Here is a 13,109-nt window from a genome sequence, read left to right on the forward strand (position 1 = left end):
GCCTGGCACCCGCCGCGCCGGTATGCGCATACCGGTGTCCTGGACCTCCGGGCGGGCCCGTTCACAGCCAGCCGCGTCGCGACGCCTGCCAGGCGAGTTGCATACGGGTCACCGCGCCGGCGCGCTCCATCATGCCCTGGATGCGGCGCTGGACCGTCCGGCGGCTCAGCCCCATCTGCGAGGCGATCGCCTTGTCGGCGACCCCCGCCACGAGCAGCGACAACAGCTTGCGGTCGGTGGCCGAGAGGGAGTCGCCCGGACCGGCCCCGTCGGTCCCGGCGAGCGTGCCGGTGCCGTCGATGTCCAGGGGGACGGCGTCCTCCCAGTAGCGGTCGAACAGGGCGAGGAGGGCCGCGAGCAGGTTGCTGTCCCTGACCAGCGCCGTGGTCGGCTCTTCCGGGCTGCCGTGCGGCCCACCGGCCACGAGGGGGAAGACGGCGACGGAGCGGTCGGCGATGGCCAGGCGCAGCGGCAGGTGCGGTACGGCACGAGCCACCTCGCCGGCCCGTACACCCGCCACGACGTTCTCCAAGGCACCCTCGTCGTCGAAGAACGCCTTCTCGTACAGCACTCGGTAGCGCACGCCCCGGGCCAGCGCCTCGAACTCCTCGGCGTTGGTGCCCGACGGCATGGCCACGTACTGGGCCTTGCAGAACCACAGCATCTCGTGGCGCGCGCTCGACTGGATCTGCCGGAGCTGCTGGCGCAGGGCCTCCGCCCCGGTGATCACCTCCAGCAACTGGCCGGCGTCATGCCTGCGCATCGTCTCCCGGTAGGACTCGATGAGCCGTGCGGCCTCGAACCGGGCCACGTCCAGCGCGTCGGCGCTGCGCTTCAGCCGGGGCAGCAGCGCCGCCTCCGGCGGAGCGGGACGGAACAGCCGGGGTGTGCCGTCCGTATGGGTGGCGAGGCCCTTGGCGACCAGTGAGTCCAGGATCCGCCCGGTCTCCGCGTCGGTCAGGCCGGCCCGCTGGGCGATGTCCTCGCTGGTGGCCCGACCGGACGTCACGAGCATCTGGTAGAGGGATTCCTCCTCGGGCGAGACGCCAGCCACCTCCAGCGCCACGGACGCCTCCCGGAATCTCGGAATCCAACGGTTGAAGATCGTACATCGGGGCGCGGAGGCGGCGCGTGGAGCACGTACGGGGTGAACCGGCACGGTGCCGGCCCGCGGCCGGTCCGGGGCCGTGACCGGGACCCGCGAGGACCGTGAGCGGTGCCGGCACTAGCCTGGGCCCATGGCGCATGAGGGGGACTTCCGGGTCGGTGACGTACTGTCGGTGGCCTGCCCCTTCACACCTGCCAGAGTCGAACAGGGCCTTGCCTGGGGACACGTGTCGGTGCGGTGGCCATGGTGGCGCGTCGACACCGGCAGCGCGTTCGTCCACTGGAACGGGGTCGTCGCCCTGGGGGTGGACACCGGCGGGTACGCGGGCCCTGAGGCGGAGTCGGAGTTGTTCCGGACCGACCCGCCGCCCGAGCACCTGAAGGCGGGGGACATCTGCCGGGTCGGAGTGCCGCCGACCGTGGTTCACGTCACCGCCGTCGACCACCACGACCCGCCCCTGGAGACGGGCTGGCTACCGCGCCCCCGGCTGACCGTGAGCGTGCTGCGCCGCGGTCTGACCTATCGGGAGTTCCCGGACGAGAGCCACCTCGATGGTTCGGGGTACACCCTTCATCCGGGCGACGGCATCCCGTTCTCCTTCGAGCCGTTGATGCGGCCGTACGCGTTTCTCCGGCCGGGCGACGAGGTCGCCGACGCCGCGGGGCGGGCCTGGCGGTTCGACGGACCGTGGGACTGGACCGCCTTCGACGGAGCGGGAGCCGGCGCGGGCCCCGAGTGGCCGCTCGTGCTGCTGACCCGTGCGGGGGTGCCGTGCCGCGTCGCCGACGCGGAGGCGGTGACCGCGGGCACGGCGACCGGCTCCCACCAGGAGACGGTCCGGCACTGGATGTCCCTCACCGACGCCTCGCCCACGCCCTGCCCCGCGACGCCGGGATGATCCGAACGACAGGGCCTGGGTGGGCCTCCCTGCCGTTCGCCGGTCGGCTGTGCGGTTGACTGGGGCCGGCACGGATCGAACGATGCGCAGTCCATGGGGGCCATACGGTGAAGAGCGACGACATTCCACTGGTACCGGATGCGGCGTGGCTGGAGGAGCGGCTGGGCGAAGGCTCGCTCTGGCGACCGGACGAGGCCGCTCTGCCGGCCGAGCTGACGGATGCCGGGTCCAGGGAGTTCCTGCTCGCGGTCGGGTTTCCCGCCGTCGACCTCGATGTCGTGGGGATCGACACGAGGCACGTGCGGGACGAGGACGCGTGGGAACCGTTCGATGCCGACGAGATCTACGGGGAACGCCCCCCCCGACGACGACTCCCCGCCCACGAACTTCTGCTTCACCGTGGCCCTCTGGGGTGACCAGCGCCTGATGCTCGGAGCGGCGGACGGTGGCATCACCCACTATGACCCCAACGGGTGGGACCACGGGGCCGGGTGGAAGGGACTGGCCGCCGATTCGCTCCCCGTGCTCGCCGTACTCCTCGGGCTGATCGCCGAGTCGGGCGACGACCTGGAGTCGGACGACGACGCGGTACGCGCGGCCGTCGTCGCCGAACTGCGGGAGCGCATGATCGGCTTGGAGCCGTACGTGGACGACTCCGCGTTCCGGGACGAGATCCTCGCATGCCTGGTCTGACAGCGGGGCGGGGTGGAACGGCCTCGTGACCGCGCACGATGTGGCCCGGGCGCTGCCGGGCATCGAGGAACTGCGCGACCACTGCCGTGGGCTCGCGGTGCTGGACGCCGTGCTCAGCCCGGAGCGGGACGCGCGGTTCTACTCCTTCGACGCCCACTGGAGCGAGGGTGTGCAACTGGCGTCGATGCGGGACGGGATGGGGAGCGGGTTCGCGATCGTGTTCTCGGACGAAGGGGCGTACGTCGGGGGCTTCGACCACGCATCGCCCATGAGCCCCTGGGCCCGCACGGACGCCCCCGCGGTGTGGCCCGGCGTGCTCGACACCGTGCCCGAGGTCTTCCGCCGGTACGTCACGGAGCCCGCGCTGCGTGACGAGACCGGGGTCCCCGCCGTCACCTGCTGTCTGTGGCAGCGGGCGGCCGATCCCGGCTGGCGGACCGGCGTCATCGTCTTCCCCGAGCAGGCCGACGGCGACCCGGACGGCGCGGAGGTCCTCTTCGAGCTCCTCGTCGACCGTTCGCCGGACGCCTACGCGCAGTGGGCATCCGAGCACTACGAGACCCCCGTCGACGTGGCGGCCGTCCGTCATGTCCTGGCGGGAGGCCCGGTGACGCCGGAGATCGTCGCGGCGCTGAACCCGGATGCTGATCCCGTTGGTCTGGCCGGGGACTTCGCGCGGATCGGTCCCCCGGCCTGAGAACCCGTGCGGCTGTCCGGCGGGCGTCAGGGCGGCGGGCGCCCTGCGCCACCGCGGGCCGGGGGATCGCCCGGCCCGCCTCGCCGGCCGCGACCGGGTGTGGTCGCGGCTGCGGGGCCGGGACGGGTCAGTCGCGTCCGGCCATGACGCCGCCGTCGACGTCCCAGACGGCGCCGGTGACCCGGTCGTTCGGTCCGACAGGAGGAAGGCGACGGCGGTGGCGACGTCGTCGGGGTGCCGGTGCGGCCGAGGGGGTGGAAGGTGTCGAACCCGTCGAGCGCGGAGTCGACGTCCGCCTTGGGGATGAACTCCTCGTAGATGGGGCCCGTGCGACTGAGGAGCCCCGTCACCGCTCCATCCACCCGGACGGCCGCGACGGGTTTGCCGTGCACACCCCGGACGGAACACTGCGCGCCGAGCACGTCGTGCCGGCCCTGCCGCCCGCTCTGGCGGTGGAGCGCATCGACTTCGGTGACGCGCGTCCCGCCGGCCTCCCGCGCCTCGCCCGGTCCACGCCGGTCCGGATGGGGGCCGTCGTCAAGGTCGTCGCCCAGTACTCCTCCGCGTTCTGGCGGGAGAGGGGACCGGCCGGTGCCGCGTTCAGCAGGGCCGGACCACTCCAGGGGATCCACGACATGCCGGGGCCCGACGGGCGGCCTGCCGCGCTCCTCGGATTCGCCCACGCGCGCACCGTCCACCCGGGCTTCGACCAGACCGTCCTCGCTCAGCTCGCGCAGCTCTTCGGCCCGGCCGCGGCCACCCCCGACGCCCTGTACGCGCGGAACGGGAGCGCGCAGCGGTGGACTTCCCCCTCCAGGGTCCAGCGCCTCGACGACTACTCCCTCTTCGGCCACCCCCTCTGTCAACGCCCGGCGCTCGAGGACCGGCTGCACTGGGCAGCGACCGAGACGGTGACCGAGCACGCCGGACACATCGAAGGCGCCCTCGCCTCCGGGGAGCGCGCGGCCCTGGCCGTCCTCGCGGCGCCCTCGGGCGCGGACGAGCCCGGCATCGGCGTCATCGGCGCCGGCACATAGAAATCCCGTTGTCGTGCGCCGGCCCGCAACGGGAAGGTTGTGGGCCGGCACACCGCCGCGTTACGACACACCGGACGATGTCGCCCTCGTACACACCGTACGAAGCCCCTTCGTACACACCGTACGACGTCGCCCTCGTACGAAGCCCCTTCGGACGGCACCGCGGGAACCCCTTCCGACGCACCGTGCGAAGCCCTGTCCGGCCGTGCCCGGCCTTCCCCGTGCACGGCGACACCACCGCCCCGGGAGAGACATGACCAGCACCGCACCCGCCGGTACGACGGCCCCCATATGCGACCCCGCACAGGCACAGCGCCGCATCCTGCGCGTCCTCGTCGCCTCCCAGGTCCTCAGCGGCGCGGGCCTCGCCGCCGGCGTGACCGTCGGTGCCCTCCTCGCGCAGGACATGCTCGGTTCGACCAGCCTCGCCGGTCTGCCCGGCGCCCTGCTCACCGCCGGATCCGCGCTCACCGCGGTGGCCGTCGGCCGTGTCTCCGACAAGCACGGCCGCCGTCCCGGTCTCGCCGCCGGGTACCTCACCGGTGCCGTCGGCTCGGCCGGCGTCATCACCGCCGCCGTCCTGGACAACCCCGTCCTGCTGTTCATCGCCCTCTTCGTCTACGGCGCGGGCTCCGCCACCAACCTCCAGGCCCGCTACGCCGGAGCCGACCTCGCCCACCCAGGTCGCCGGGCCCGGGCCGTCTCCACGGTCCTGGTCGCGACCACGCTCGGCGGTGTCACCGGTCCCAACCTCGCCGCTCCGACCGGCACGTTCGCCGAACACCTCGGCGTCCCGAACCTCGCCGGTCCCTTCATGCTGTCCGGCGCCGCCTACGCGCTGGCCGCGCTCGTCCTCGTCCTCCGGCTGCGCCCCGACCCGCTGCTCCTGGCCCGCGAGGTCGCCCAGGCCGAGGAAGCCGGTGCGCCCGCGCACCCGGCCGCCGCGGGGGCCGTCGACCGGGGCGAGGGGCGCGGAGGCGTCGTCCTCGGCGCGCTGGTCATGGTCCTCACCCAGCTCGTCATGGTGGCGATCATGACCATGACGCCGGTCCACCTGCACGACCACGGGCACGGCACCGCCGCCTCCGGCCTCGTCATCGCCCTCCACATCGGCGCGATGTACCTGCCGTCGCCGCTGACCGGCTGGCTCGTCGACCGCTACGGCGGCATGAAGGTCGCCGCCGCCTCCGGCATCACCCTGCTGGCGGCCGGCGTGCTCGCCGCCGCGGCGCCCGGTGACTCCGTGGCCCTCCTGGCGCTCGCCCTGGCGCTGCTGGGGCTGGGCTGGAACTTCGGTCTCGTCTCCGGTACGGCGATCATCACCGACACCGTGCCGCTGGCCACCCGCGCGAGGACCCAGGGCGTGGTCGACGTCTCCATCGCCATCGCCGGCGCCACCGGTGGCATGGCCTCCGGCATCATGGTCGCCGCCGCCGGCTACCCCGCCCTCGCCCTCACCGGCGGCCTCCTCTCCCTCGCCCTCCTGCCCGCCGTCGCCGCCAGCGCCTACCGTCGATGAGCGCCCCGTGAGCCAGGAGATCCCCGCGCCGGACACCGCCGTCGACGGCACCGGCCATTCCCGGCGCGGAGGCGTGACGTGCACCCATCGCCGTCCGACACCGATCACATCTGCAACTACCCTGCGGATTCGGGGCGAACTCCCACCCACCTCGTCACGGTCGGCCGACACGACGTGCCACGCCGCAGGAGTGCCACATGGCGGGATTTCGCCGCCGTAGGGCCCCCGTTCAAGCCCTCCACACCCGCACAGACCCCACGCGGCACCCCCGAGCCGCCCGCACGCACACGAATGGCGACCGCAGGCTTCCCTCATTCGCTCCAGCCATGATCCACCGGAACCCGTCACAAGACGGCGGAAGCGGTCAGACATCGATCCGTGTACCAGGGGTTGACATGAGCCGCTGCGCCATCGAGCCTTTGGCAACGTTGTCATTGCTCCTGCGGCAGACCCAGAGAGGTCCGGACTGCACCGCTTTTGATGGGACGTCACGTTCATGACAGATCAGTCGGATCCGTCGCGCCATCCGTCGCGACGGGCCATCGTCACCACGGGTACCACCCTGCTGGCCGGGTTCGGCCTGGGTTCCGTGCTTCCCGCGGCGACCGCCGTCGCCGCGCCCGACGGCGCGCCGGTGGGCTCCGCCGCCTCCCCCGGTGAGCTGGCGCTCCACCGGCCGGTCTCGGCCTCTTCGACGGCCTACGCCGCGACCCCCGGGTCCTTCGTCGTCGACCGCCTCTCCTCCCCCGGTGTCAAAGGCAGCGGCTGGCGTGCCGAGGGCGGCGATCCGCAGTGGATAGCCGTCGACCTCCAGGCGGCCTGCGAGGTCACGCGGGTCCGCCTCACCTTCGAGGCCGACGCCTCCGACCCGGTGTACACGCCGCCCACCACCGGCAATGTGCACAGCGGCACCACCGGCGACGAGATCCAGTCGAGCTTCTCGCTGGTCTTCGTGGTCGAGACGTCCGTGGACCACGAGTCCTGGACGACGGTGTACAGCACCACGTCCGGGACCGGTGGCGTCGTGGACATCCCGCTTCCCCGCCCGGTGTCCGCGCGCTGGGTGCGCATGACCTCGCGGAAGCGCTCCAGTCCGCTGCCCCTCGGCCTCAACGGCTTCGAGGTGTACGGCACCGCCAAGGGCCATCGCCCCTCGGCCACCGGCTGGACCGACTGGGGCACCCGGCACGACGAGGCACCGGCGCTCACGGTCGCGGACGACGGGACCGTGCCCGTGGAGTCGGGCTGGCGGCTCACCATGGACGACTGGGCCGGCACGGACGGCGCCGGCCTGTCGAAGACGTCCGTCGACACCAGCGGCTGGCTGCCCGCGACCGTTCCCGGCACCGTGCTGGGCTCGCTCGTGGAGCAGGGCAAGCTGCCCGACCCGGTGGCGGGTCTGAACAACCTGCACATACCGGAGGCGTTGTCGCGCCACTCCTGGTGGTACAAGCGGGACTTCGCGTTGCCGCGCGGTCTGCGCACCGGCGCCGGCCGGCACGTCTGGCTGGAGTTCGACGGCGTCAACCACAAGGCCGATGTGTGGCTCAACGGCAAGCAGGTGGGCGACCTTACGTACCCGTTCGCCCGTGCCGCCTTCGACGTCACCCGGCAGCTCGCCGAGAGCGGCGAGAACGCGCTCGCGGTGAGGATCACGCCGATGCCGGTCCCCGGCAGCCCCGGTGACAAGGGTCCGCTGGGCGAGTCCTGGGTGGACGCCGGCGCGCCGCAGATGAACCTCAACTCCCCGACGTACCTGGCGTCCTCGGGCTGGGACTGGATGCCGGCCGTACGCGACCGCGCGGCGGGCATCTGGAACCACGTCCGGCTGAGATCGACCGGGCACGTCGTCATCGGCGACCCTCGCGTGGACACCGTGCTGCCCTCGCTGCCGGACGTCTCGGTGGCCGAGCTGACCGTCGTGGTGCCGGTGCGCAACGCGGACACCGCAGACCACCAGGCGACGGTCACGGCCGCCTTCGACAAGGTACGGGTGTCGAAGACGGTCACCGTGAAGGCGGGCGAGAGCCTGGACGTCGTCTTCGCCCCGGACGCCTTCGGCCAGTTGAGGCTGCGCGACCCCCGGCTGTGGTGGCCGAACGGCCTGGGCGAGGCCCACCTGCACGACCTCACGCTCACCGCCTCGGTCGACGGCCAGGAGAGCGACCGGCGCACCACCCGCTTCGGCATCCGCCAGTTCGGCTACGAGTACGACGTACCGCTCGCGTTCACGGCGTCCGGCGACGCCTACACGCAGACCGTGACCTTCGACCGGCGGCAGGCCCGGCACGTCCGCATCCGCTGCCTGACGCGGGCCACCTCGTGGGGCAGCTCCCTGTGGACCCTGTCCGTACGGGACAGCACCCAGCCGGGCACCGACCTCGCGCTGAACGCCCACGCCGACGCGTCCAGCACCGATCAGGACAGCAACCGCGCGGCCAACGCCACCGACGGTGACGCCGGCACCCGCTGGTCCTCCGCCTACGAGGACGACCAGTGGATCAGCGTCGACCTCGGGTCCGTCCAGTCCTTCGACCGGGTCGACCTCACCTGGGAGCAGGCGTACGCGAAGACCTTCGTCGTCCAGGTCTCCTCGAACGGCTCGGACTGGACCGATGTGAAGTCGGTGGACAACGGGGCGGTGCCGCTGCCGTTCAACAACGGCAACGCCAGCCTCCAGATCGAGGACTTCGACCGGCGGACCGCACGCTATGTGCGCCTCGACTGCGGGCTCCGCAATACCAGTTGGGGCAACTCGTTGTGGTCGCTCTCCGTCGTCGACCGCAGTGAGCCCGGCACCGACCTCGCCCTGCGCCAGAAGGCCACCGCCTCCACGGAGGAGTCCGACCACCCGGCGTCGAACGCCACCGACGGAAACCCGAACAGCCGCTGGTCGTCCGCCTACGAGGACCACCAGTGGATCCAGGTGGACCTCGGCTCCCCGCGAACGTTCGACCGCGTCGCCGTCGTCTGGGAGACCGCGTACCCGAAGTCGTACACGATCCAGGTGTCCGACGACGGCGAGCAGTGGACCGACGTCAAGTCCGTGTCGAACACGCCGGACCCGCTGAAGATCAGCGTCAACGGCGTGCGCGTGCTGGCTCGCGGCGGCAACTGGGGCTGGGACGAACTGCTGCGCCGGATGCCGGCGGAGCGCATGGACGCGGCGGTGCGGATGCACCGGGACATGAACTTCACCATGATCCGCAACTGGGTCGGCAGCAGCGACCGGGAGGAGTTCTTCGCCGCCTGCGACCGCCACGGCATCCTGGTGTGGAACGACTTCCCCAACGCGTGGGGCATGGACCCGCCGGACCACGACGCCTTCAACGCCATCGCACGGGACACCGTGCTGCGGTACCGCATTCACCCGTCCGTGGTGATCTGGTGCGGCGCGAACGAGGGCAATCCCCCGGCCGCCATCGACAAGGGGATGCGCGAGGCGGTGGAGCAGCAGGTGCCCGGCGTGCTCTACCAGAACAACTCGGCGGGCGGCATCATCACGGGCGGCGGCCCCTACGGCTGGGTGGAACCGGAGAAGTACTTCGACCCGATGACGTACGGCAGCCATGACTTCGGCTTCCACACCGAGATCGGCATGCCCGTCGTCTCCACCGCGGCGAGCACCCGCAACATGACGGGCGACGAGCCGGAGTGGCCGATCCGGGGTGCGTGGTACTACCACGACTGGAGCGAGCGCGGGAACCAGGCGCCGCAGAACTACAAGGCCGCCATCGAGGCCCGCCTGGGCGAGTCCGGCGACCTGGACGACTTCGCCCGCAAGGCGCAGTTCGTCAACTACGAGAACACCCGCGCCATGTTCGAGGCGTGGAACGCCAACCTGTGGGACAACGCCTCCGGTCTGATGCTGTGGATGTCCCACCCGGCCTGGCACAGCACGGTCTGGCAGACGTACGACTACGACTTCGACGTCAACGGCACCTACTACGGCGCCCGTTCGGCCTGCGAGCCGCTGCATGTGCAGGCCGATCCGGTGAAGTGGCGGGTCATCGCGGTGAACCACACGTCGGCGGACCTGCGGGGCGCCACCGTCACCGCCCGGCTGTACGACCTGTCCGGCCGGCAACTCGGCGGCAGCAGGACCGCCCGGGTGGACGTAGAACGGGCGGCCACCGCCGAGGCGTTCACCGCCGCGTGGACGGACGGCCTGCCGGACCTGCACCTGCTGCGCCTGACGCTGGAGGACTCCCGGGGCAGGGAGCTGTCGCGGAACACCTACTGGCGCTACCGCGAGGCCGCCGCGCTGCGGGGGCTGAACAAGGTGAAGCAGGTCAAGCTCACGGGTGCGATCACCGGCTGGTCGCGCTCCGGCGACCGCCAGGAGCTGACGGCCGTGATCCGCAACCAGGGCTCGGCGGTGGCCGCCATGGTCCGGCTGTCGCTGCTGGAGGACGCGCACGGCCGCCGGGTGCTGCCGACGCTGTACAGCGACAACTACCTGTGGCTGCTGCCCGGCGAGTCCCGGACCGTCCGGCTGTCCTGGCCGAAGGGGGCCGGCTCGGCACGGCGCCCGGTGCTGACGGCCGAGGCGTACAACAGCCCGGCCGCGACGCTGCGCGGCTGAGCCACTGCGCGCACCGGGCCGCCGCCCGGACCCGGCAGACGCCGGGTCCGGGCGGCGGCCACGCGTCCTGCGCGGCTCGACGGTGCTCGCCCCGGTGGCCACCGCGAGGAGCAGGGTCGGGGCGCGCGATGCGCCAGGGCACGCGGGAGCCGCCGTGATGGTCGGCGCCGGTGACGCCTGACGGGCGTCAGTCGACGCAGACGGCCCGAGGCAGTTCATGCCCATCGGGTATCACAGGCGGCGGAAGAGGTCTTGGACGGGCGTCCGTCCCCGGGCTCAGGCTGGTCAGCGAAGTCAGCGAGCGAGCTACGGAGACAGGAGCCCTGGCCATGAAGATCTTCCTCACCGGCGGGTCCGGATACATCGGCAAGGCCACGATCAGTGCGCTGGTCCGCCACGGACACACCGTCGAGGCGCTGGCCCGCACCGACCGCGCCGCCGAGACCGTCGCCTCCCTCGGGGCGGCGCCGGTGCGCGGCGGGCTGGGGGATCTCGGTGTGCTGAACGCGGCGGCGACCCGCGCGGAGGCGGTCGTCCACCTGGCGCAGGCCGGGACCGGGGACGAGGACCTCGCGGCGGCCACCGCCATGCAGGACGGCATCGGCACCGGTACCTACGTGCACACCGGCGGCACCTGGGTCTACGGCGACACGGACGGGGTCGTGGACGAGACCGCCCCCTGGAACCCGCCGCCCCTGGTCGCCTGGCGCAAGCCGGTGGAGGACGCCGTACTGGGGCGCGCACAGCAGGGTGGCCGTCCCGTCCTGGTGCGGCCCGGTCTGCTGTACGGCGGTGAGAACCGCCTGATCGACCTCTTCTACGCCGTCCCGGGCAAGGAGGCGGGCGCCGTTCCGTACATCGGCGACGGTGCGAACCGCTGGGCACTGGTGCACATCGAGGACATCGCGGAGCTGTACGCCGCCGCCCTGAAGGCGAAGCCCGGTTCGGTGTACGTCGGTGTGGGCGGCGTGAACCCCACCGCCAAGGAGTGCGCGCTGGCCGTCGCCCGCTCCGTCGGCCTCGACGGCAAGGTCGCCTCCATCACGCTGGAGCGGGCCCGTGAGCGGATGGGCCCGGTAGCGGACGCCTTCGCCCTGGACCAGCGGCTCACTCCGGCACGTGCCGAGGCCGAGCTGGGGTGGACCCCCGCGCACACCGACCCGCTGGCCGTCCTCGCCGGCGAGCAGTGATCCCGGTCAAGGACAGGACGGGCACCCGACCGCGAAGGCGGCGGGCACCGTCCGTGACGGCTCGCCGTAGCCGTGACGGGTAGATTCGTGCGCAACTGCCTGGATCGTCCTGCGAGGCGATCGAGGAGTCGTTCCAGGAAGAGCCGACCGCCCGACTGGGTCGTCGCCTCGGAGAGAGTGAGCGGTGAGTCCGGGTGGATCTTGACCTGCGGAAGCTCCGGTATTTCGTGGCCGTGGCCGAGGAGCTCCACTTCGGGCGCGCGGCCGAGCGGCTGCACATCGCGCAGCCCGTGCTGTCCCGGCAGATCCGGAGCCTGGAGGACGACCTGGGCGTCGAGGTCTTCGCACGGGACCGGCGCGGCACTCTGCTCACTCCGGCCGGGCAGCAGTTGCTGGAGGACGCCGTCCCGCTGCTCGCCTCGGCCGAGGCGCTGCTGCGGCGGGTGGGGACGGCGGCACGGGGCACCCCCACGCTGACCATCGGGTTCATGCCCGGCATCACGGTCACCCCGGCCACGGCCGTCTTCACCGCACGCCGCCCCGGTGTCGCCGTGCGTCTGCTGCGCACCAGTTGGGACAACCAGGTGGAGGTGCTCCAGGACGGCCGGGCGGACATCGGTGTCGTACGGCTGCCCATCGACCAGCGGGGCCTTCAGGTGCGACCGCTCTTCCGGGAGCCCCGAGTCGTCATGCTGCCCGCGGGACACCGTCTGGCGGACAGGGCGTCGGTGACCGTCGGCGACCTCGCCTGCGAGCACCTGCTCCAGGACCCGGACGCCGTACCCGAATGGCGTGACGTGGCACTGGAGTTGCGGGAGCGGCGGCGCCCCGGGGTGCCCGCGATCCACCAGGTGGAGGAGAAGCTGGAACTGGTGGCCTCCGGTGCGGGCATCTGCGTGCTCCCGTTGTCCACCGCCACCTTCTACACCCGCCCGGATGTGATCCCGCTGCCCGTGGAGGGCATCGGCCCCAACGAGGTGGCCCTGGCATGGGTGGCGTCCCGGCGCTCGCCCCTCATCCACGACTTCGCCGAGGCCGCGGCGGAGACCCTCGGCCGGCCCCGGACCGACGAACAGCCGCCGCAACGCTGAGGACCACCCGAGAAGCCACTCCGGCTCCCCCGGAGACACCGGCCGGGCTCACCGGGCTCGGCCTCAGGCGTGGGTGGCCCGGTGCCGGAGTGCGGGGAGAGGCGCGGACGGCCTCACCGCCGGCCGGGCCGTGGTGCGTGCCCCCCATTACCTTCTTGGTGGCCCGGCAATGGGGCGCCCGGCCTCCGGAGTTGGCATGACTTTCTCCCCCTGTCGAGCACATGGCCTGGGGGTGCCCCTATGGGTTTCGTCAACCCGTGGGGGCAGGTTGCGGTTCGTAGAAGGTGCCGT

General features: G+C 72.4%; 10 protein-coding genes. 9 read left to right on the top strand and 1 reads right to left on the bottom strand.

Annotation, left to right across the window (positions count from 1 at the left end; genetic code table 11):
• Nucleotides 1-61: 61 nt before the first annotated feature.
• Nucleotides 62-1,066, bottom strand: a complete 1,005-nt coding sequence (locus tag IE294_RS39890; protein WP_189894286.1) for a helix-turn-helix transcriptional regulator — start codon at nucleotides 1,064-1,066, stop codon at nucleotides 62-64.
• 172 nt (nucleotides 1,067-1,238) lie between these two features.
• Between IE294_RS39890 and IE294_RS39895 the strand changes: the two genes are divergently transcribed.
• From IE294_RS39895 to IE294_RS39930, 9 genes are all read left to right on the top strand, one after another.
• Nucleotides 1,239-2,006: a hypothetical protein gene (locus IE294_RS39895; RefSeq protein WP_189894287.1), complete on the top strand. Its 768-nt coding sequence runs from the start codon at nucleotides 1,239-1,241 to the stop codon at nucleotides 2,004-2,006.
• A 107-nt stretch (nucleotides 2,007-2,113) separates the two neighbouring features.
• Nucleotides 2,114-2,422 carry a hypothetical protein gene (locus tag IE294_RS48245; RefSeq protein WP_229917816.1) on the top strand — a complete coding sequence of 103 codons (309 nt, stop codon included), beginning with the start codon at nucleotides 2,114-2,116 and terminating at the stop codon, nucleotides 2,420-2,422.
• A 10-nt stretch (nucleotides 2,423-2,432) separates the two neighbouring features.
• Entirely contained in the window at nucleotides 2,433-2,699 is a 267-nt protein-coding gene (locus IE294_RS48250; RefSeq protein WP_229917817.1) for a hypothetical protein, read from the top strand.
• A gap of 25 nt (nucleotides 2,700-2,724) precedes the next feature.
• Complete coding sequence (locus IE294_RS39905) at nucleotides 2,725-3,396, top strand: hypothetical protein (protein ID WP_189894288.1); 672 nt, start codon at nucleotides 2,725-2,727, stop codon at nucleotides 3,394-3,396.
• 386 nt (nucleotides 3,397-3,782) lie between these two features.
• Nucleotides 3,783-4,433: a flavin monoamine oxidase family protein gene (locus IE294_RS39910; RefSeq protein WP_229917818.1), complete on the top strand. Its 651-nt coding sequence runs from the start codon at nucleotides 3,783-3,785 to the stop codon at nucleotides 4,431-4,433.
• A gap of 253 nt (nucleotides 4,434-4,686) precedes the next feature.
• Nucleotides 4,687-5,952 (top strand): MFS transporter, encoded by a 1,266-nt coding sequence (locus tag IE294_RS39915; RefSeq protein WP_189894290.1) that lies wholly within the window; start codon nucleotides 4,687-4,689, stop codon nucleotides 5,950-5,952.
• Nucleotides 5,953-6,448: 496 nt separating this feature from the next.
• Complete coding sequence (locus tag IE294_RS39920) at nucleotides 6,449-10,537, top strand: discoidin domain-containing protein (protein WP_189894291.1); 4,089 nt, start codon at nucleotides 6,449-6,451, stop codon at nucleotides 10,535-10,537.
• A 329-nt stretch (nucleotides 10,538-10,866) separates the two neighbouring features.
• Entirely contained in the window at nucleotides 10,867-11,727 is an 861-nt protein-coding gene (locus IE294_RS39925; RefSeq protein WP_189894292.1) for an NAD-dependent epimerase/dehydratase family protein, read from the top strand.
• Between the two features lie 194 nt (nucleotides 11,728-11,921).
• On the top strand, nucleotides 11,922-12,818 hold the full coding sequence (locus IE294_RS39930; protein WP_189894293.1) for a LysR family transcriptional regulator: 897 nt from the start codon (nucleotides 11,922-11,924) through the stop codon (nucleotides 12,816-12,818).
• Nucleotides 12,819-13,109: the final 291 nt, after the last annotated feature.

Origin of the sequence: Streptomyces canarius (genome assembly GCF_014650735.1) — a bacterium.
Taxonomy (GTDB): domain Bacteria; phylum Actinomycetota; class Actinomycetes; order Streptomycetales; family Streptomycetaceae; genus Streptomyces; species Streptomyces olivaceoviridis.

Coding starts and splice junctions, on each gene's coding strand:
- IE294_RS39895 (WP_189894287.1), top strand. CDS start 1,239: ATGGCGCATGAGGGGGACTTCCGGGTCGGTGACGTACTGTCGGTGGCC.
- IE294_RS48250 (WP_229917817.1), top strand. CDS start 2,433: ATGCTCGGAGCGGCGGACGGTGGCATCACCCACTATGACCCCAACGGG.
- IE294_RS39915 (WP_189894290.1), top strand. CDS start 4,687: ATGACCAGCACCGCACCCGCCGGTACGACGGCCCCCATATGCGACCCC.
- IE294_RS39920 (WP_189894291.1), top strand. CDS start 6,449: ATGACAGATCAGTCGGATCCGTCGCGCCATCCGTCGCGACGGGCCATC.
- IE294_RS39925 (WP_189894292.1), top strand. CDS start 10,867: ATGAAGATCTTCCTCACCGGCGGGTCCGGATACATCGGCAAGGCCACG.